The organism is Methylocaldum sp. RMAD-M (assembly GCF_017832375.1).
GTDB lineage: Bacteria > Pseudomonadota > Gammaproteobacteria > Methylococcales > Methylococcaceae > Methylocaldum.
Map to the genome: position 1 here is coordinate 182,110 of NZ_JAFIBZ010000008.1, position 21,016 is coordinate 203,125.

At 59.3% G+C, this 21,016-nt stretch carries 16 protein-coding genes and 1 pseudogene; 5 read left to right on the plus strand and 12 right to left on the minus strand.

Annotated elements, in window-relative coordinates:
• Positions 1–5 precede the first annotated feature (5 nt).
• The 6 genes from JOD69_RS10785 to JOD69_RS10810 all read right to left on the minus strand — a co-directional run bounded on the left by JOD69_RS10785 (position 6) and on the right by JOD69_RS10810 (position 5,996).
• Positions 6–1,088: a glycosyltransferase gene (locus JOD69_RS10785; RefSeq protein ID WP_086134861.1), complete on the minus strand. Its 1,083-nt coding sequence runs from the start codon at positions 1,086–1,088 to the stop codon at positions 6–8.
• Between the two features lies 1 nt (position 1,089).
• Complete coding sequence (locus JOD69_RS10790) at positions 1,090–1,773, minus strand: sulfotransferase family 2 domain-containing protein (protein WP_077731915.1); 684 nt, start codon at positions 1,771–1,773, stop codon at positions 1,090–1,092.
• Between the two features lie 18 nt (positions 1,774–1,791).
• Entirely contained in the window at positions 1,792–2,937 is a 1,146-nt protein-coding gene (locus JOD69_RS10795) for a glycosyltransferase (RefSeq protein ID WP_077731916.1), read from the minus strand.
• Positions 2,937–4,058 (minus strand): glycosyltransferase, encoded by a 1,122-nt coding sequence (locus JOD69_RS10800; protein WP_077731917.1) that lies wholly within the window; start codon positions 4,056–4,058, stop codon positions 2,937–2,939. Before JOD69_RS10800 ends, JOD69_RS10795 begins: the two co-directional genes overlap by 1 nt.
• Positions 4,055–5,173 carry a glycosyltransferase gene (locus JOD69_RS25230; protein WP_205781114.1) on the minus strand — a complete coding sequence of 373 codons (1,119 nt, stop codon included), beginning with the start codon at positions 5,171–5,173 and terminating at the stop codon, positions 4,055–4,057. The genes JOD69_RS10800 and JOD69_RS25230 overlap by 4 nt, the downstream gene beginning before the upstream one ends.
• Positions 5,174–5,279: 106 nt before the next feature.
• Positions 5,280–5,996, minus strand: a complete 717-nt coding sequence (locus tag JOD69_RS10810) for a VTT domain-containing protein (protein WP_166642674.1) — start codon at positions 5,994–5,996, stop codon at positions 5,280–5,282.
• Positions 5,997–6,104: 108 nt separating this feature from the next.
• On the opposite strand from JOD69_RS10810, the gene corA reads away from it, so the two are divergent.
• Positions 6,105–7,070, plus strand: a complete 966-nt coding sequence (gene corA, locus JOD69_RS10815; protein WP_086134863.1) for a magnesium/cobalt transporter CorA — start codon at positions 6,105–6,107, stop codon at positions 7,068–7,070.
• 140 nt (positions 7,071–7,210) lie between these two features.
• Here the strand turns inward: corA and JOD69_RS10820 are convergent, their stop codons facing one another.
• From JOD69_RS10820 to JOD69_RS10830, 3 genes are read right to left on the minus strand one after another with little or no spacing between them, the layout of a single operon-like run.
• Positions 7,211–8,149, minus strand: a complete 939-nt coding sequence (locus JOD69_RS10820) for a glycosyltransferase family 2 protein (RefSeq protein WP_168183858.1) — start codon at positions 8,147–8,149, stop codon at positions 7,211–7,213.
• 51 nt (positions 8,150–8,200) lie between these two features.
• A complete protein-coding gene (locus JOD69_RS10825; protein WP_086134865.1) occupies positions 8,201–9,172 on the minus strand; it encodes a glycosyltransferase family 2 protein in 972 nt (323 codons plus the stop codon).
• Positions 9,159–10,325: an O-antigen ligase family protein gene (locus JOD69_RS10830; RefSeq protein ID WP_168183859.1), complete on the minus strand. Its 1,167-nt coding sequence runs from the start codon at positions 10,323–10,325 to the stop codon at positions 9,159–9,161. Before JOD69_RS10830 ends, JOD69_RS10825 begins: the two co-directional genes overlap by 14 nt.
• Positions 10,326–10,707: 382 nt before the next feature.
• Here JOD69_RS10830 and clpB point away from each other — a divergent pair, with 382 nt between their 5' ends.
• Positions 10,708–13,287: an ATP-dependent chaperone ClpB gene (gene clpB, locus JOD69_RS10835; RefSeq protein ID WP_086134867.1), complete on the plus strand. Its 2,580-nt coding sequence runs from the start codon at positions 10,708–10,710 to the stop codon at positions 13,285–13,287.
• 284 nt (positions 13,288–13,571) lie between these two features.
• Positions 13,572–14,960, plus strand: a complete 1,389-nt coding sequence (locus JOD69_RS10840) for a sigma-54 dependent transcriptional regulator (protein ID WP_168183860.1) — start codon at positions 13,572–13,574, stop codon at positions 14,958–14,960.
• A 263-nt stretch (positions 14,961–15,223) separates the two neighbouring features.
• On the opposite strand, the gene JOD69_RS10845 is transcribed toward JOD69_RS10840, so the two are convergent.
• The gene (locus tag JOD69_RS10845) at positions 15,224–15,916 is read right to left on the minus strand and encodes an MgtC/SapB family protein (RefSeq protein WP_077731927.1); all 693 of its coding nucleotides are present in this window, start codon (positions 15,914–15,916) and stop codon (positions 15,224–15,226) included.
• A 188-nt stretch (positions 15,917–16,104) separates the two neighbouring features.
• On the opposite strand from JOD69_RS10845, the gene JOD69_RS10850 reads away from it, so the two are divergent.
• Positions 16,105–17,418: an IS1380 family transposase gene (locus tag JOD69_RS10850; protein WP_086135644.1), complete on the plus strand. Its 1,314-nt coding sequence runs from the start codon at positions 16,105–16,107 to the stop codon at positions 17,416–17,418.
• A 235-nt stretch (positions 17,419–17,653) separates the two neighbouring features.
• Here JOD69_RS10850 and JOD69_RS10855 read toward each other — a convergent pair whose 3' ends face one another.
• On the minus strand, positions 17,654–20,020 hold the full coding sequence (locus JOD69_RS10855) for a penicillin acylase family protein (protein WP_086135648.1): 2,367 nt from the start codon (positions 20,018–20,020) through the stop codon (positions 17,654–17,656).
• Between the two features lie 97 nt (positions 20,021–20,117).
• Here JOD69_RS10855 and rph point away from each other — a divergent pair, with 97 nt between their 5' ends.
• Complete coding sequence (gene rph / locus JOD69_RS10860; RefSeq protein ID WP_077731929.1) at positions 20,118–20,846, plus strand: ribonuclease PH; 729 nt, start codon at positions 20,118–20,120, stop codon at positions 20,844–20,846.
• Between the two features lie 33 nt (positions 20,847–20,879).
• On the opposite strand, the pseudogene JOD69_RS24655 reads toward rph, so the two are convergent.
• Positions 20,880–21,016: pseudogene (locus tag JOD69_RS24655) on the minus strand (carbonic anhydrase); the annotation flags it as partial.

Below are 21,016 nucleotides of genomic sequence, written 5' to 3' on the forward strand. Positions count from 1 at the left end.
CAGTGTCAGTCGCCTCTGTCCGCCATGAGTCGCTGATAAAGCTCGAGGTACGCGCCGACCACCGCCTCGCGGCTGTACCGGCTTTGCAGAAATGCATGACCGGCTTCGCCGAGCATGTTTCTTTCGGTATCGGAAAGCGCGAGCGCCGCCCGGATTTGCGCCGCCAGTTCCGAGGGGTCGCCGCACGGCGCCAGGAGACCGGTTCTCCCCTCGTCGATCAGCTCCAGAGCGCCGTCGGTCGCCGTGCTGACCACCGGCAGGCGGTAATTCCAGGCTTCCAGGATGACGTTGCCCAAGGGCTCGTGGCGCGAGGGGCAGACGAACAGATCGGCGAAGGCGTAGAACGGGTCGGGTTGTTGCCAGCCCAACCAGCGGACGCGAGGGGTTAATCCGAGGCTATCGCTCAGCGTCTTCAGCCGATCGGCCGCGGGGCCGTCGCCAGCAACGAGGAGGATCAGCGGGCGTCCGTTCGCTTCGGCCGGAAGTTCGGCGAAGGCATGCAGCAAATCGTCGAAGCCCTTCTTGTCGATCAGGCGCCCCAAGGCGAATAACACGAGCGCGTCGCTTGGGATATTGTGTTTGTCGCGCAGCTCTTCGAGGTGTTGGCTCGAAAAAACGAAGGGCTCCGGTACGAAATTGCCGATGTGGAACACCCGTTCCGCGGGAAGACCGGACTTGACCAAATAGTCGCAGATGCCTCGCGTATTACCCACCCAGGCATGGGCGTGGCGATAATAGCCGTCGATCTTGTAGAAACCGCCCAGGCGGGCGATATGCATGGCCTTCGCCTTGGCAGGCAAACGGGTCAGGCGCGTCGCGCGCCCCATGTAGGTCTGGACGATGCACGGCTGTCGCCGGGCCACCAACTCGCGAATCCGCCAGACCGACCAGAGATCCCATTGATTGGCGAGCGGCAGGTGTACCTGCTCGATGGCGCTAGTCTTCAGGGCTTCTGCCACCGGACTGCCGGACCGGTTGACGGCGATCACCCGCTGCCCGGCTTCGTGCAGCGCGCCCAGCAAGCGCACGTAGAACTGGTCCGCACCGCCGAACTGTCGGCTGCCGAGAATATGCAGCGACGGATACATCTCAGCCGGTCAGATTGGAGGCCAGCGGCTCGTCGAACCGATAGCCGAACCGCTCGATGTCGGGCCGGTAATGATCCGCCACGAGTTGGGCCGTCACGTCGTTATAGTAATCCCGATAGTCCTTCCGGCGGTCGGTCGCCTTGCGGCTGTGGGGCAGTTTCGGGGTCTTGATGCCGATCCGCTTGCAGGCCGTTTCGAAGTCCTCGGCCAGGAATTCGTAGCGTCCGAGAAAATCGACGACGGTGTTGCCGTGCAAATCGATCACATAGTCGCTTTGCAGCTCCGTCGACATGTCGGCGTGATACTGCGGCGGGCGGGCCGGATCGAGCTTCCAGCGGAGAAACGCCTCGAAGCTGTCGATGTGGGTAATCAGCTGCGGCCGCTCGCGGCGGATGTGATGATAGGAACTCACCTGCAAATCCCAAGGGTTACGCACGAAGGCGAACTTGAACAAGCTCTCGAAGACCTCTCGCGGGAGCATTTCCTTGGCGGCGATGATCTTGGCGTGGCGCGGGAACTTGGCTCCGATCTTATGGCCGGTCATCCCGCTCAGCTTGCTGCAGAGAAACTGCGGAATCCGGTACGGATCGGTCCACTTTTGCCGCCAAAGCGAGTCGCGAATGCTGGTGCCGCCGGTTTTGGCGATGTGGACGAACAGGAAGTTGTATTTGAGGGAGAGCAACATGGATTCAAAAGAGTTGTGTCAAACCGGATGCAAAACCTTAGCGGAGCCGGAAGGCGTAAATCCCAGCACCTCCAGATAGCGAGCCGCGCTACGCTCCACCGTATACTCCGACGCTGCCTCGCGAAGCAACCGGTTCTCAAGCGGAAACTGCAAGGTGTTCAACATCGCATCGGCCAAGCGCTCCACGTCGCCTACCGGCACCAGCGGACCATAAAGGCCGTCCCGCAGAATCTCCCGCGGACCGCTGGGGCAGTCGGTGGACACCACCGGCGTTCCCAGGGCCAAGGCCTCGGTCAGCACATTGGGCGAACCTTCCCAGGCGGACGACAGCACGAACAGCGAACTCCGCGCCATGTAGGCATACGGATTCGCGACATGGCCGAGCAGCGCGACGGCATCGGCGATCCCCAGATCGGCAGCCAGCTTTTCCAGACTGGGGCGCAGCCGGCCTTCGCCGAGGATCACCAGCCGCGAATCCATCGCGGCTCTCACGCGGGCAAAAGCGCGGACCAAGGTCGAAAAGTCCTTTTGCCGCGTCAAGCGTCCGGCTCCCAGAATGACGGGAACGTCCGACGACTCGAACCAGGGGTGATCCACCGGCATGCGGCTCTTTTCCATCATCTCCGGGGTAATGACCGGGTTTCTGATCACCACGATCTTTTCCGGCGGCAATTTCGCGATCCGCCGCGTGTCCTCCGCGACGCCTTCGGACACGGCGACAATACGGTCCACCGCCGAGTACATTTCGCGCATCGGCCATTGGCGTGCCCAGCGGATCAGTGCCGGCTTGTTCGCCATGGCGGCCGAAAGATGAGTCCCGAGGCGGCCCACCAGACGGGTATCCGCTCGGCTCACGCGCTTGGCGAGCACCGCGGCGCGAATGGCTCTGTCTTTGGCGGCCAACAGGGCAAACGGCCTTTCGGTCTTGAGATAGCGGACCAGCCCCGGCACCGCCAAGGCGGTGTGTCCAACGCCCAAGTCCAGAACCCGCAACCCCGAACCGTTCAGCCTTATGAGTTCGGGCGCGGGCTTGCGCAAGATGGCCAGGAGATCCACCGCCAACCCCTCCTGCGAGAACGCGGGCAACAGATTCATCACCATGCGCTCCACGCCGCCGGTGCCGGAAAACGAAATCAGTACCGCCAGACGCTGTGCACGACCCATTACCCCTCTCCTCTCAGCAGACCCAGAGCATTCAGATATTGCCGCGCGCTGTTGGTAACGGTGTAGGGCATCGTCGCCTCGTGCAACGCTTCGGGCGAGGTCGGACTATCCAGCATGTCGGCGATTTTCGCCGCGAGGGCCGATGAATCGCCGACCGGAACCAGCGGACCATAACGACCGTCTCCGAGCACTTCTTTGGGACCGCTCGGGCAGTCGGTCGATACCACCGATGTGCCGCAGGCCATGGCTTCGATCAATACGACCGGCATGCCTTCGCAAATCGACGTGAGAGCGAAAACCTTGGCCCGGCGCATGTAGGCATAAGGATTGGCCAGAAATCCCGGCAGGTCGACATCGTCCGACACGCCCAGATGACGGGCGAGTTGCTGGAGCTTGTCGCGCTGCCGCCCCTCGCCGCCGATGATGAGGCGGCAAGGACGGTCACGCCGCAGCTCCGCGAAAGCTTTCAGCAGGGTGGCGAAATCCTTGCGCGCGCACAATTCGCCGATGCCGAGTATCACCGGCGGCTCGCCCGGCGCGAACCAGGGATGATCCACCGTCGCTTCGGCCATCGCATCGAAACGGTCCGTGAGCACCGGGCTGGGCACCACGGTCACCGCCTTGAGCGGCAGCCCCGCTATCCTGGCCAGATCTTCCGCCGCGCCTTCGGAAGGCGTCAGGATGCAGTCGGCGTGGCGGTAGAACAGTCGGATCGAAGCCAACTGGCCATTTCGCGCCCACCAGCCGCGGCGCTCGAGATTCTTGGAGACCGTCGTGCCTATCCGCACCGCCACGCGGGTATCGACGCGAGCCAGCGCCCGTGCCGTCAGGGCGGTGCGGTTCACCTTGTCCTTGTCGCTCAATAGCACTTCGGGCCGGCTGCGGCGCAAATAACGGACTAACGCCGACAAAGCGGTGTTGACATGGGAAACGCCCAAGTCGATCGTCCGGACATTGTGCGGCAGATCGTCCCAATGAGGACCATGGCCTTTCACTCTAAGGAGATCGATCCGCAGTCCCCATCGGGCAAACTCCGGAACCAGATTGCGCATGATCCGATCGACCCCGCTATGACCGGAAGTCGCCAGAAATAAAGCCAGATCTGTACGGCTCGAACTCATGGGCGGCTCAGCCCGAAAGATTCCAAATAGGCGCGACTGCTGTTTTCCAGAGTGTACGGCCGTACCGCCTCGCGCAAGAGCTCGGAAGGCGGTGGATTTTCCAGGGTCGCGGCCATCGCCTCCGCGAGAGCTTCGGCATCGCCCGGCGCGACGATCCGCCCGTAACGACCTTCAGCCAGAATCTCCCTAGGCCCGCTAGGACAATCCGTGGCCACAGCAGGTGTACCGACCGCCAGAGCCTCGATGAGCACATTCGGACAACCCTCCCACAGCGACGACAGAACGAACAGCGATGCCCTGGCGAGAAAAGCGTAAGGATTGTCCACGAAGCCCGGCAGGTCGAAATCATCCTGAACGCCGAGCTCGGCCGCCAGGCTTTTCAGCTTTTCCGCTTGCCGGCCCTGCCCCAGGATCATCAAGCGGCAAACCCGATCTCGACGCAGCCGGGCGAACGCCTTCAGCAAGGTCGGGAAATCCTTGGCGCGCCCTAGCCGCCCCGCTCCCATGACGACCGGTGGACTGCCCGGCTTCAGCCAGGGATGATCCACCGGTTTATGGACAAAGTTCAGCAGATCCGGCGCTACAGTGGGATTGGGAAGCACGCTGATGCGTTCGAGCGGAATGTTCAGGAAAGCCGACAAATCGGCCGCCGCGTCGCGGGAATTGGCGATGATGCCGTCGCTTTGCGAGAACAGGCGTTGCTGTCTGCGCCGGAACAGCCACCGCGACCACCAAAACCGATGCTTGAGTTCGGTCCGGGCACCCAGCGAAGTACCGACGCGCAAGAAAAACCGTATGCCGGAATCCCGCAACTTTTTCTTGACCTTCAATGCGATGCGGTCGTCCCGCCCTTGGCCGGTCATGACGACAGCCGGCCTATTGGTCCGCAGGAACGCGAGCAGATCTTTTTCGAGCGCCAGGTCGCTCTGGCCATGGAGGGCCACCTGCTCGACTTCGGGGTTCAACCGGTCGGCGAAGACGGTATCGGCTTGGTTGACGATCAAAGCCGTTGGTACGCCGTGGGCGGAAAAACCATTGGCAAGGTGAACGAAGGTGCGCCCAACGCCGCCATTGCCGAAGCTGGGGATGAAAAGACAAACTCGAGGAGGCGTCACGAATCTAAGGACGTCAATTGAACCGTTCGAAATTTTTCATGAAGTCCCTAGTCTAGTGTAGAGCGAGCGGCATGCGGCCATCGGGCGAAACATTCCGCGCAGCCGATCACGCATCCTTATCGGCCAAAAAAGACAACTCGGTGTTCTTGGCGCATACGAGTCGGTGGAGCCGTTTCAACGCATAGCCCAAAATCACCGACGAAGCCAATGCCAAGGCGATGTATTCGGCGGCCTTGGCAAAATCGGTCTGGAGTAAGCCGGCGCCTATCAGACAGGCGGTAATCCCCATAGGCAAAAACCCGATGAAGCTTCCTATGAGAAAATCCAGATGACCGACATCCGTCATCCCCAAAAGTACATTATTGTAGAAGCCGTTCAGTGGAAGCTGTCGAATCAGCACCACGGCCAATACGCCGTTTTGCTTGATCTGCCGTGCCAATCGCTCAAACTGACGAACCTTCTTCAGTCCGTAGCCTACGCCGAATCGGCGGATGAGCAGAAGCGTCACGTATGAACCCAACACCGTCGCCAGTTGGCTCCACACCAGTCCCCAAGCAAAGCCGAACGCCAATCCGCCAAGAGAGCACAAAATCAGGCGAGGCGCCCCGATTGCTGTGAGCGCTACGCCGGCCGAGGTAAAAACCAAGGGCGCCGCCAAACCGTAACTCGCCAACTCGGCTTTGAGCATCAAGCCTTGATCCAGCCAGCTTTTCAGCGGGGTAAAATAAAACGTAACGCCCAAAGCCAGTACGGCCGCAACAGATGCGCCGCGGAGAACACCGCCCGTTCGCGTGGCACCCATCAAGCGCTTTGCATCGACCATTAAAAACCTATCAAGGGAAATCATCCATTCGACTGATCGTATTATATGTAACTAATACGTACAAAAACCATGACCAATTGTCCCGCTCGGGGCTGAAAAGGATTAATCGTGTATATCAGATGCGCCGCCTATCGCAACGGCCAGCGAATCGGAGACGTCAGCGTCGAAAACATCAGTGAACTGCTTGCGGAACCGGATACCTTCGTATGGGTTGGCTTGACCGAACCCGATCCGAACGAGTTGCTGCAACTCCAGGAAGAATTCGGCCTGCACGAACTCGCGGTGGAAGATGCCCGCTCCGCACATCAACGGCCGAAATTGGAAGAATACAAAGGATCATTGTTCGTGGTCTTGCACACTGTAGAGCTCCAGGACGGCAAGGTTCATTTCGGCGAAACGCATCTGTTCGTCGGCAAGCAATTTTTGATATCGATCCGTCACCAATCGTCGCTAGGCTACGGCCGTGCCCGAGTCCGTTGCGAGAGCATGCCGCAACTCCTGGCCAAAGGCTCCGGATTCGCGCTTTATGCAGTCCTCGACCTCATCGTCGACAACTTCATGCCGGTCGTCGAACATTACCAATCGCTGCTCGAAAAACTAGAAGAAGACATCTTTGAAAACCGCTTGCATCGCGATGCGATGGAACGCCTGTACGATCTCAAACGCTGCCTGCTGCGGCTGCGCAATGCCGCGATGCCTTTGCTGGACGTCTGCAATGCACTGATGCGGCTTCACCCCGATGTTGTCTCCAAGGAATTGCGCGTTTATTTCCGCGACGTACACGACCACGTGCACCGCATCATCCGCGCCACCGACACCATGCGTGAAACCCTGTCGGATGCCATGCAAGCAAACCTGGCGCTGATCACGGTCCGGCAGAATGAAGTCGTCAAACGCTTGGCCGGATGGGGCGCCATTTTGGCGTTGCCGACCATGGTGTTCAGCATGTACGGCATGAACTTCAAGTTCATGCCCGAGCTCGATTTCCGATTCGGCTATCCCGCCGCTTTGGCGGGAACCTTGATCGGCTGCGTTTGGCTGTATAGACGCCTGAAACGCGCGGAGTGGCTGTAAGAGGGTGTGTGAGAAGCTACTGCGCGGCTCGATGGCCGCGTTGCGAAGGTGTAGCCGTAGGTCGGAAATCCTTTTCCGACGCCTTGGTCGGCAAGGGATTGCCGACCTACGACTTCTCACACCTCTTAAGAGCGCCCGCATCAGTTGCGCGTTTCTTTCCGATTCGGCTTGTATCCCTTTTTGAAGCGCAGCCGGTAGAGATCCACCAGCCAGCGGCCGAATCCGGCAGGCACCAGCGCCAGCCATAAGGGATCATAGCGGGTCAGCCTTCCCTGCTTGAGAAGACCGGCACCGGTATGAAAGGAAAAACGGATGAAATCGACCATGCTGCGCCGCCGTTGGCGGCGGCTGAGCCATGCCCGGTGCTCGGTTACGTCTTCCAGATAGTAAAGCTGGAATCCGCGCGGGTTGCGCATGCGCAGACGAAAACGGTCGGAAGACAGACCATCGGCCAGGTACTCCACCTGCTGGAAGGGTTCGTTGACACAACGAAAGACATAATGGTGCGAAATCCGTTTCCAGGTCAGCGAGGGCCGGATATGCCTTTCGCCGGCAAAGACCGGATACGGAAACCGGCGCGCGACATCGGTCCGAATCGCATGTTTTTTGTCGCCGCCCACGCCCAGGCGATAGCGCACGTCCAGAAAGCTTGCATCCAGCGGATTATGGGGATAAGGAATGGTCAGCGACCGCTTCCCGTCCATACTCTCCACCAGACCTTCGACACCGGCGAAACGTCCACGCTCACTTTCGGGGATGGACTCCCAATGACGCCGGATACGCTCCAAGGTATCGGGTAAGAGACGGTCGTCCGAGTCGAGATTGAAAAAAAGCCGCCCCCTGGCCAATTCCACGCCTTTGTTGTGAGCGGCGTGCTTGCCCTGATTGCTCTGTTTGACATAAATGACTGGGAATTCGACGCCCGCTTTCCAACGAGCCACGACGGCAGCAGTGTCATCGGTCGATCCGTCGTCGACGATGACGACCTCGAAGTTCCGATAGGTCTGGGCCTCGATGCTGGACAAAGCCCTAGTCAACAAGCCCGCGCGATTATAGGTGGGAATAAAGACGGTAAACATCGGCCTGTCCCTAACCATAGGGTCTCCGTAATTTCACGAACACGTTAATAATCAAGCCTTCAGGCCAAAACTCCGCTCGACGGCGTCGACGATACGCCAAAAATCCAGGACTTGGTGCTTCCGGATTTCGGCTCGTACTCGAAGCGCTTCCGGAAGGCGGCGCAGTGCGGCAAAAAAGCCTCTGACGTATACCATATCGAGTCTTAGCAAGCGTCCGATCAACTGGAACAGATAGCCCGGCAAGAGATAGAGCATCAAGTCCTTCCCCGGCATATGTGTCCATTCGAGCAAGAATCGATTGCACACCCGCGTCTTTCTGACTCGATCGGCGGCCACGTTTTCCGAAATCGAACCTTTTTTTTCATGCACCACCCGACTCGCAGGCTCCAAGAGCGTTCGCCACCCGCGTTTCCAGGCGCGCAAACCCAAGTCGAAGTCTTCGGAATAGAACGGCTTGTAAAGCGGCAAATAGCCGCCCAGCGCCACAAACATCGATTTTCGCAGAGCGACGGAGCCTCCGGAGGCAAATAAGCTCTCCGTCGGCGCAGCGGACTTCAGGTCGTCGAAGCGCCAGCGCACCGACCTAAGCCGGCCCCGTCTTATTCGGAAACACCGCCACGAAACCGGGCTCACCCGTCCGTCCTCGTCCAGAACCAGGGGCGATACGGAGAAGACCTCGGCCTTTTCCAGATGCCGGATCAACGGCGCCATGAAGTCCTCCTGCGGCCGCACATCGGAATTCAGAAAAATCAGGAATTCCGCGTCGGCGGCATCGACCCCCGAATGGATCGCTTCGGCGAAACCGCGATTGGCTTCATGGACGACGACACGAACCGAAGGGAACTCGGTCCGGAGCATCTCGGCACTTCCGTCCGCCGATCCGTCATCCACCACGATGATCGAGCAGGTGCCGGGATAAGCTGCGGCGGCCCGTATCACGGACGGCAGATTGCGGCGCAATAAATGCACTCCGTTGAAATTGGGAATAATCACGCCCACCGGCGGAAAATCAGGCTGAGCCATGAGAAGCTTTAAAAAAACGAAAACCGCCCCCCACAATCAAGCTCAACGGATAGAGCGTCGATCGGGAGAAAAAAGGCAGCGTAAGAAAGGCATGCGCAAAATGGACCGTCGTCACGACAATCAAAAGGAGGCCTATCTGCCTGCGTGTATCATTATCGGCAGTCGCCGTATGCACCCAGAGCTTCGCGAAAAATAGCCCATAGCCGACGATTACAACAATAAGCCCAATCAACCCGTGACTATACAGCAGTTCCAGCAAGAAATTGTGCGGAAAGGAGAAATCGACCACCGAATGAAAGCTGGAAACCCCCTGATAATCGCGGTAGAACTGCCCGAATCCATGCCCGAAAATCCATTCTCGAACCGAACTCGCCGACTGCATTTCGGCAGTCTCCGTCCAAATGGCCACCCGTTCTTCCTTGCGCAAATCACCGAAGAAATCGTCCATCCTGTCGTCGAATCCATAAATTCCCGATGCGTACAGCAAGCCGGGAATAATCAGCACCGCCGCGAGCGTCATCCACCGGTACCTGACCGCCACGAACGGGACGATCACCAGCGAGCCGGCCAGCAGAGCCAGAAAACCCGGCCTGGACTGGGTCTTCAACAGCAACAGCGCATCGCCGAGCAACGCCAAGATGAACAGCCACCGTTGTCCTCCGCCGTTCGCGATCGAAAAATAGAACAGGATCGGCAGCGTCAGCAAGCAGTACAGCGCCAAGAAATGAGGATTGGCGAACAGCCCGAACTTATCGGGAAAAATCGCAAAGCCGATCCACTGGGCGACAACGTAGAACGCAGCCAGCACGGCGATAATCGGCTTATGGGTCAATTGCCAGCGACTGCCGAATCGCTCGGGCAGCATCACCACACCGGCAACCGCCGCCACCGGCCAGGATAGATGCTCCAAAAAGCGAAAGTCGGTCTCGTTGGCGGACGCCATGAGATAGCCTTGTCCGGTCAGCAAAACAACGAGGGACAGCAAAGCGGCCATCGGCCGATCGATTGGGAAGCCGCTGCGGGACAACAGCGCCAGACAGATGACGACAGCGGCGCACAAGTACAGAAAAATCTTATGGATACCGAACCCGAGTAGGAGGGAGATTCCGAAGCCGTAAATCGAGGCGCTCAGAAGGCCGGCGAGAAAACTCATGCCGACGCCTGGAAAACTTCTATTGCTTAAAGCCGTCGTCTCCATCACGACGGCCTACTTTTCCGTTAGGAGACGAGAGAGGGTTCCGTTGGGCAATTGTCCGGAGAGGACCTCGGGTTCGGAAAACCGGAAGCGGCTGATTGCCGCGAAGGGCACTGCATCCTGCATGGGAGTTCCGCGCATAAAAGTGGAAATGGAAGGCGATCGTATTACAAAGCTCCGACGCACGTCAAAGCGGCTTTTAAGGCTGGAACTTCACTACAATGCCTTCCTATAGAGGATCGATAACGAGCGACTGCATCGCCGGCTTCGCTTGAAAAGCGGGTACGGCACCCCAATCTATTGAGTCATCTCGATTAAGCAACATAAAGGCATTTTTCCAATGCGAATGGACAAACTGACCAGTAAATTCCAAGCAGCCCTGGCCGAAGCGCAGAGCCTGGCTTTGGGGCACGACCATCAGTTCATCGAGCCGATTCACGTCATGGCGGCGCTGCTCGATCAGGAAGGCGGCACCGTGCGGCCCCTGGTCTCGCAATGCGGCGTCAACGTCAATCAGCTCCGTACCTCTCTGGAAGAAGCGCTCCACCGCATCCCCCGCGTAGAAGGTATCGGCGGAGACGTACAGATCTCGAACGAACTGGGCCGGTTGTTGAACCTCACCGATAAGCTGGCGCAAAAACGCGGCGACACGTTCATCACCAGCGAAATCTTCGTGCTGGCGGCCATCGAAGACCGTGGCCAGCTCAGCGATTTGCTCAGGAAAGCGGGACTGGACCGGAACAAACTGGAGCAAGCCATCGAACAGATCCGGGGCGGCCAGAAGGCAGACGACGCCAACGTGGAAGAGCAACGCCAGGCGCTTCAGAAATTCACCATCGATCTGACCGCGCGCGCCGAACAGGGCAAGCTCGATCCGGTGATCGGGCGCGATGATGAAATCCGCCGCACCATCCAGGTTCTGCAGCGCCGCACCAAGAATAATCCGGTCTTGATCGGCGAGCCCGGCGTCGGCAAAACCGCCATTGTCGAAGGCCTGGCGCAGCGCATCGTCAACGGCGAAGTGCCGGAAGGGGTCAAAGGCAAGCGCCTATTGGCTCTGGACATGGCCGCCCTGATCGCCGGCACCAAGTTCCGCGGCGAATTCGAGGAGCGGATGAAGGCGCTGCTGAACGATATCGCGAAACAGGAAGGCAGGATCATCCTCTTCATCGACGAGCTGCACACCCTGGTCGGCGCGGGGCGGGCTGAAGGTGCCATCGACGCCGGCAATATGCTGAAGCCCGCTTTGGCTCGGGGCGAGCTGCATTGCATAGGCGCCACGACCTTGGACGAATACCGTCAGTACATCGAAAAGGACGCGGCCTTGGAACGGAGGTTCCAGAAAGTGCTGGTGGACGAGCCCAGCGTCGAGGACACTATCGCGATTCTGCGCGGGCTCAAGGAAAAATACGAGGTACATCATGGCGTCACCATCACCGACCCCGCGATCGTGGCGGCGGCGACCCTGTCGCATCGCTATATCACCGACCGCAATCTGCCGGACAAGGCCATCGACCTGGTGGACGAGGCCGCCAGCCGCATCCGCATGGAAATCGATTCCAAACCGGAAGAAATGGACCGTCTGGATCGCCGCCTGATCCAGCTCAAGATCGAGCGCGAGGCCTTGAAGAAGGAAACCGACGAAGCCTCGCGAAAACGGCTGGAAACACTCCAAGACCACATCTCCGAACTGGAACGGGAATACGCTGAACTGGAAGAGATCTGGAAATCCGAAAAGGCCGCGCTGCAAGGCACGGCCGCCATCAAGGAAAAGCTGGAACGGGCTCGGCTGGACCTGGACGCGGCACGGCGCAACGGCGATCTCGCCCGCATGTCGGAGCTGCAATACGGCGAGATTCCCAAGCTGCAAAAGGAGCTGGATCTCGCCACACAGGCCGAGATGCAGGAAACCAAGCTGATGCGCAACAAGGTCACCGACGAGGAAATCGCCGAAGTGGTCTCCAAGTGGACCGGCATTCCGGTATCGAAAATGCTCGAGGGTGAGCGGGAAAAGCTGCTCCACATGGAGGAAAACCTGGCCCGGCGAGTCGTGGGCCAACAGGAGGCCATCAAAGCGGTGTCGGATGCCATCCGCCGCTCACGCGCCGGTCTCGCCGATCCGCGCCGCCCCAACGGCTCCTTCCTGTTCCTGGGCCCGACCGGCGTGGGCAAAACCGAGCTGTGCAAAGCCTTGGCCGAGTTTCTGTTCGACACCGAGGAAGCCATGGTCCGGATCGATATGTCGGAATTCATGGAGAAGCACTCGGTGGCCCGCCTGATCGGGGCGCCGCCGGGTTATGTCGGTTACGAGGAAGGCGGCTATCTGACCGAGGCGGTGCGCCGCAGACCCTACTCGGTGATCCTGCTGGACGAGGTGGAAAAGGCCCACCCCGAGGTGTTCAACATACTGTTGCAAGTGCTCGACGACGGACGGCTCACCGACGGCCACGGCCGCACCGTGGACTTCCGCAACACCGTTATCGTGATGACCTCGAACCTGGGCTCCGACCGTATTCAGGAGCTGGCCGGCGAGGAGAATTATCAGCGGATGAAGGCGGCGGTCATGGAAGTGGTTACCCACTACTTCAGGCCGGAATTCATCAACCGTATCGACGAAGTGGTGGTCTTCCACCCGCTGATCAAAGAGCAGATCCGCGCCATCAGCCGCATCCAGATCGGCTACCTGCAAAACCGCCTGGCCGAGCGCGATATCGCGCTCGAAGTCAGCGAAGCCGCGCTGGACAAACTCGGAGAGGCCGGGTTCGATCCGGTCTACGGCGCACGCCCGCTGAAGCGCGCCATTCAGCACCAACTCGAGAACCCCTTGGCGCAGGATATCCTGGCCGGCAAGATCGCCGCCGGCGATACCGTCAGCGCGGACGTGGAGGACGGAGAGATCGTCTTCCGCAAAGCGGCCTGAGCTGACTGCCCTCTAACTTCGGCACAGGGAAGTGCCGTCGCTTGCTCCGCTCGCATGATCGAGAACGGCGCTATCCGTCGTCGGGTTCTTGCGCCGGCTCATGTAGCCTGAGATTATATGATGCCGACCGGTGGGTTTTTAGGCCGCGGCCTCGATCCGCTCCTTGAAGCCATCGTAATCACCGCAACCCTATACAACAACCGGTGACAGGCATCCGACTTATGGATTCCAAGAATCCAACATCCTCGGCAGTTCCTAGACTTGTGAACCAGGAAGGACAACATATGGATATGCGCAAGGTACTGTGCTTCAATTTTTCGGCCGCTCGGAACGAATCGCTCGATCCCCTGCGGTCTCTCGAATGGACTATCTTTTCCACTGGCGATCTGAACGAGGCCAAGAATCTCATCGATCATCATCGTTTCAAGGTTGGAATGGTTTTCTTCGGTTCCGACCTGCCAAACGACTTATCCTCGATCAAGAATCTTTTCACCGCACGCCGCTCCATGGAATGGATCGGCTTGCTGGCGGCTGAGACCTTGAACAGACCGGACCTATGCGAGCTGATTTCTCGCTACTTTTACGATTATCACACCCTGCCTTTGGATACCGGGCGCCTGCAATTGACGCTCGGCCATGCTCTGGGCATGGCGGATATCTTGGAACGCACCGCAGCCTCCTCGATCCATAGAAATCGCGAGGAGCTGATCGGATGCAGCCCGGCAAGCCTCAGGCTATTCCGAACCATCAAGAAAGTCGCCGCCATCGAGGCGCCGGTATTGATCATCGGCGAGAGCGGCACCGGAAAAGAATCGACCGCTCTCGCCATACATCGAGCCTCTACTCGATGCGACAACCCCTTTGTCAAGGTGAGCTGCGATGGATTGCCGCCGGAAGTCATTCGATCGGAGCTGTTCGGGCACGACAAAGAACGGCATGACCGCATCCACGAACCGGGCAAGAGCCGTCTGGAAGCTGCGGCGGGAGGCACGCTGCTCTTGGATGAAGTCGGCAATCTGACCGAAGACCTTCAAACCGAATTGCTCAACTTTCTCCGGGAAGGGACCACCCCGTCAGGTAGCGACACCGCGAAAACGCCGATCGACGTCCGGATCATCGCCACCGCTCAAACCGACCTGGAACAAACGGTAATGGACGGTCGCTTCCGGGACGATCTCTACCGGCGGCTCAAGGCTTTGACCGTAAACGTTCCGCCGCTGCGCGAGCGTCAGGACGATATCGAACTTCTCGCCAAGCACTATCTTCGCGTGTTCGCCAACGGCGACGGCGATTCCGCCCAAGGCTTTGAGCCCGAAGCATTGAAAGCGATGCGTCGTTACGAGTGGCCCGGCAATATTCGCGAGTTGATCAACCGGATCAAACGGGCCAAGGTCATGTGCGAAGGTCCTTTGATCAACTCGGCGGACCTGGGCTTGAACGACTTCCATCCGAGCTTTGGCAGAGTATTCGACCATCCTATGACCCTGGAAGAAGCCAAAGACCAAACCGAAAAGGAAATTATCCAGCTTACGCTGCAAGCCACGGAAAACAATATTTCTCGTGCGGCGCGGCAATTGGCGGTGTCGCGCATGACACTCTATCGTTTGATGTACAAACATCAGATCAGAAGCCATTGGGTCGGGGAAAATTTGGGAATCGCGGTCCAGGAATGAGCGTCCCACGATCCGCTTCATAGTGCAGCCCATATCGATTGGCCGATCGGATTCGGCCGATTCTATATCTCATCCAATTTGAGCCGGATCAGAGCGACGCCTCCACCAAGGGGCGTCGCGAAATCGATCGTAGCGTGCCCGAAACGCGCACTTGCGAACCGCCCATGAGAGTTGACGCGATGTTCAAGGTTGAGATCACTTGCATGACGCGGCAAGTTCAACATATCTCGACCACTCGCCAGATTTGACGGGATAAATGGGGGCTAATCCCCCACCGGTGAAATGCTGAACTCAAGAAGGTCGGTTTCTTGCCGTAGCCTATCGGCAAGCCGGCTGAAATGGACTAGATCGTAAGTGCGGATGACCATGCAGTACTCGAAGGCTTTGCCGCTGTCGACAAGACGGTAGCTCATGCCCGCGATGCGCGCCTTGTATTGAACGATCAACGCACAGACGGACGATTCATCGGGCGCCGAATCCCTCGAATACCGCAGCCTCAGCTGGGCGTATTGTTGGCTCGGTATCCAGTACTCGATCAATCGGAACAGAGCCAGAGTACCCAAGACCGCACCCGTAACCAGAATCGCGGGGTAATAGAAGCCTATGCCGTAAAGAATGCCGAGGGCGGCAGTCATCCAGATGGATGCGGCCGTGGTCAGGCCGCGGATGGTGAGCCTTTCCTTGAAGATCACCCCGGCCCCCAGAAAGCCGATGCCCGTCATGATGCCTTGGGCCATGCGCGTCGGATCGGTCTGAATCGTGTCCAGCGGAACACCCTTCAACCACAGCCTCTGGTAGCCGGTCAGCAACATCAGTAGCGCTGAAGCCAGACAGACCAGAGCATGCGTGCGAAATCCGGCCGGACGACCGTGAAAGGTACGTTCGAGTCCGATAAGGGCGCCGGCCGTCCATGCGCTCCCTAAACGGATCGCGATTTCGAGGTATTCGTCGCTCATAACGTCCTCCCTAGCGCAGCAATGCCGTTAAGTTAAGCCGTCATGCCGGCATCCAGGACACAAGGATGTGATTCAGCCCAATGCCCTCCGTGGCTTCTAGCCTGGATATTTCATGAAAGGAGGGGTGGCGGAATCGAAAAGCCCTTAAAATTCAACTGCTGACATCGAATTTGTGAGGAGATTCCGCCGTGACACATTGTACCGGACAAATCGAGCTGTTTGCGCCCGTGGCACGCCGCCGCATCGATGTGGCCTTCGACGGGGGCGCTGTGACCAGCGATGCCGGAGTGCTGCTGTTGCGGCAGGTCGATCGCAAGCTGGGTTTGCTGGACAGCGTGGCCCAACGCTTGAAGGACCCGCGTGATCCCAGCCGGTGTGCCCACGCCGTGCTCCACCTGCTGCGACAGCGGGTTTATGGCCTGTGCCAAGGCTATGAAGACCTCAACGATCACGACACCTGGCGCCATGACCTGGCGTTGCAGACGGCCTGTGAACGGCTGTCGCCCGGTGCCTCCAGCCCCACCTTGTGCCGCTTGGAAAACCGGATGGATCGGGCGGCGGCCCTGGCGATCCATGAGGTGTTTGTCGAGCAGTTCATCGCTTCATTTCCGACGCCGCCGGATCAGCTCATCCTGGATTTCGACGCGACCGATGATCCGGTCCATGGGCATCAGGAAGGCCGGTTCTTCCATGGCTACTATGACCACTATTGCTTCCTGCCGCTTTACGTCTTTTGCGGCGATCAGTTGTTGGTCAGCTATCTCAGGCCCTCGAAGATCGACGCGGCCAAGCACGCCGGGGCGATCCTGAAAGCTCTGGTGCAACGGCTGCGTGCCGTCTGGCCCGAGGTGAAAATCATCTTCCGGGCCGATTCGGGCTTCTGCCGACGGCGGATTCTGGCCTGGTGCGAACGCCACGGCGTCGGTTATCTCGTGGGCCTGGCCAAGAACAACCGCCTTTTGAAGCTTGCGGCGCCTTGGCGCCAGGCAGCGCAAACCCAATTTGCCGCCACCTCGGAAAAACAGCGGGTCTTCGGTGAGTTTGCCTATACCGCCGGCACCTGGAAACACCCCCGCCAGGTGATCCTCAAAGCCGAGCATGGACCCCAAGGCGAAAATCCAAGGTTCCGGGTCACCAACCTGGCGGGCGACTCCCAAGCGCTGTACGAAGACGTCTATTGTGCGCGGGGCGACATGGAAAACCGGATCAAGGAACAGCAACTCGGCTTGTTCGCGGACCGCACCAGTTGTCACGTCTGGTGGGCCAACCAATTCCGGCTGCTGCTCGCCTCGCTCGGCTACCTCTTGTTGGAAGCCCTTCGTCGCCTCGGCCTCGCCGGTACCGAACTCGCTCGGGCGCAGTGTTCCACTCTCAGGGGCAAGCTCCTCAAAATCGGTGGCGTGATCCTTCGAAATACCCGTCGCATTCGCTTCCTGTTGCCGAATGCTTACCCCTGGCAGGCGCTGTTCTGGCACATCGCCGAGCGCTTTGCCCCCGGCTGAGCCGGGCCGAGTGGGTTCCCCGGCACGTTGATTCTCTGGGGGTAAGGGGGACGTTTGCCTGAAATTCAGACTTTCACCCCAAACGAGCACTCAACACGCCTTTTTCTGGTCCCGAACCCAGAACGCGACCGGCCTCCTACCTTCACTGAGGTCCTGATGAAATATTCAGGCTAGATTCCGACGAAGAATGACGAAGCAGGACCTGACTTAACGGCATTGCCCGGTGCAGGCCGGATTATTCGGGAATCAGCGTCAAATGATGTTTGGCCGCACCCGGCAGGAAAGGCAAAGCAACGCCTTTGAGCCAGGCTTGCTGCTGGTCGCGGTAATGCACCGAGAACGGGTGCCCGGATTGGCCGCCCGGCATATGGAGAATGCCGTCCTCGGGATGATTCGGCGACACCGCCATGCGCTCGCTGGCGCCGTGGCCGTCAAACAGCACTCGCACGCAGAAGCTGCCGCAGCCGCTCGCGGGCTCCTCGGGCATATCCAGAACCCAGCCGGCGAGTGTGAACGTCTGGCTGAACGGATGGCTCAAATGGACCCGGTTGATCTCACCCCATGCCAAATTCTCCAATCGGTCGACGCCGTTCCGCTGCTTGGCCTCTTCGGCACTGCGGCGGAGCGTCTCGATCAAAAAACTGCGCCAATCGGCATATTGCCGATCCGGCTGCGTTTCCGGAACCTGTTCCGTGAGCAGCGTACGAAGCGGCGTTTCCTGCTCGCGCCAGGCATAGGCGAAATTCGGATCGGCCGCCGCGCACCGACTCACCAGAGGAGCGAACACGGCTTTTGCGAGATTTCGCCGCCACTCGACCAATAGCCCTATACCGATGCTATCGGCATCGAGCCGGCCGTTCCAGCGTTCGATCGAGCGCTTCGCCTCCGCCAGAATTGCGTCTTCTGGCTCACCGTTCAGCACGGACAAGGCCAGGCGGCGATAGAACTCGTAAAACTCGCTGACCGTATCGAGCTGCAAGGCCAGCATATCCTGTTCCGAAACCCGAGGCATCCCCTTAAGCGTCTCGGCGATTCGGTAGGCGCGGTAGCTGTAGGAGAAATTGTGGCCGATCACGTAAGGATATTCCTTGCCCAAAGTACGATTGTTGGCGGTTGCGAGAAACCCTTCGGCGGGATCGACGACCCGCGGCAGTTCTTCGGGCGGAATGAATCCGTCCCAGCGGGCGCTACCGTTTGCCCAGGAAACGCTGACGCTCCCGTCGAAGCCCACCCGCCTCGGGAAAAAGCCCATGTAAGTCCAGGCGATGTGCCCCGCATCGTCCGCCAGAACGACATTCTGGGGCGGCGCGCCGGCGCGGTTCACGACTGCCATGGCCTCATTCAGGGTTTTGACGCGGTCCATCCCCAGTAATCCCAAATTCACGGCTCGCGGGTCCAGCGCAGTCCAACGGACCGCCACAGGCTGGCCGAGCAGCGGCTCCGGTGCGAGCGGCCCCCAAACCGTGCTCTTCAGCTCGAGGGGCTCGGCACTGCCATCCTTAACGACTATGGTCTCGGTCCGGGTCTCGAACCGACGCCAGCCTTCCGGCGTCCGGTATCGGCCGGGATCGGCGGGATCCAGTTCGACCCGCACCAAATCCAGCAAATCGGCGTCTACATTGGTAAATCCCCAAACCACATGACGGTTGCTGCCGACTACGACCAGCGGCACTCCCGGCAGAGTGACACCCGACAAATCCACATCTCCGTAGAACAGCCGGGCACGATACCAAATATTCGGCACCGAAAGTCCCAAGTGCATGTCGTTGGCCACAATGGCGCGCCCATCCTTGGTTTTAGTTCCGCCCACCGCCCAGTTGTTCGAACCGATGCTGGGCGCTTCCGGCTCGATGACGCTGCCGAGCTTCTGGTCTCCGACCTCCTCGATCAAGCTCGCGATCGATTTCACCGGAACCGGGCGCGCCGGCCGGTGCGAATCGCCACCGCCCAAGAGAACGGTAACGTAGGGATCGGTGTCGGGAGTCAGGAAAGCGGTCACCTCGGCAGGAAGGAGACGATCCATCAGCGTAAGGGTTCGCTCGTCCTTGTCATGTCCGTTCAACGTTTGAAACATGCCCAGCGCGACCAGCATGCTGTCCTCCAGCCGCCAGGCATCGGGATGATAAGCCAGGACGCGGAACTCGAACGGCAAGGCCTTAGCCCGGGAGATGAACGCATTCACGCCATCCGTGTAGGCTTGCAAAACCTTGCGTTGATCCGCCGGCATCCGGTTCACAGCATCCTCGGCCGCGCGCTGAAACTGGTAAGCTCTTTGCCGTTTATCGAGGAGCAACGCTTTCGCGCCGAAAACTTCCGCCAATCGTCCGGCCGTCTTGCGCCTCATCAGATCCATTTGGAAAAGCCGGTCGCGCGCATGGAGATACCCCAGCACGCGGAATGCATCCTCCTGCGTTTCCGCCCGCACCGAAGGAATTCCGAACTCATCCGCTTCCACCTCGGCCTTTTCGGAGAGTCCTGGCAACCCCGCCTCGCCGTCCATGACCGGCAGCGACTGGGCAATCCTGTCAATCTGATAAGCGGCGGGCGCAATGACGAACAGCAACGCGAAACCGAACAAATATAAGAACCGTTTAGCATTCATGAGCGATTATCGTGACTTCTGTTATGGATCACCGGTAAAAAGCGAGGGCAATTGAATTCGGGTATACTGCCCCGATTTTCGAAGAGCGAGCAATACCATGAGACCGAGCGGACGCCAGCCGGATGAACTGCGAGAGATCGCATTGACCTGCAATTATACGAAACACGCGGAAGGCTCGGTGCTCGTCGAATTCGGCGATACCCGCGTGATCTGCACGGCCAGCATCGAAGAAAAAGTACCGCCTTTCCTCAAAGGTAAGGGCAGCGGGTGGATTACAGCGGAATACGGCATGTTGCCGCGCTCCACGCATGAGCGGATGGGAAGGGAGGCAGCCAGAGGCAAACAGGGCGGCCGCACCATGGAAATCCAGCGGCTCATCGGACGTTCCCTGCGGGCGGCGCTGAACCTGGAAGCCCTTGGCGAGCGGACCATCACCATCGACTGTGACGTGATCCAAGCGGACGGCGGTACCCGAACGGCCTCGATTACCGGGGGCTATGTGGCCTTGTCCCTGGCCGTAGGCAATCTGATGAAGCAAAGAAAGCTCCGGATCAATCCTATCCACGGCCAAATCGCTTCGGTGTCGGTCGGCATCTACAAGGGCGTGCCGGTGCTGGACTTGGACTACCGCGAGGACTGCGAGGCAGAGACCGACATGAACGTGGTCATGAACGAGGCCGGCGCCTATGTGGAGGTTCAAGGCACGGCGGAAGGTCATGCCTTCCGACGCGATGAACTCAACACCATGCTCGATTTGGCCGGCAAAGGAATCGCAGAATTATTGGCTCATCAGCGAGCCGCGCTCGAAAATTGCAAAGCCGGCTGAAGCCGGCTTTGCCTCAGACCATCCCGGAACGCCTTATAGCGGACGTCCAGCGGCCATGGCCGCCGGCACCTCCACCAGCTTGCCCGATCTTACGTCGTAGATGAAACCGTAGATCGGAATGTTCTTCGGCACCAGGGTGTGATTACGGATGCGTCTCACGTCCTCGGCAA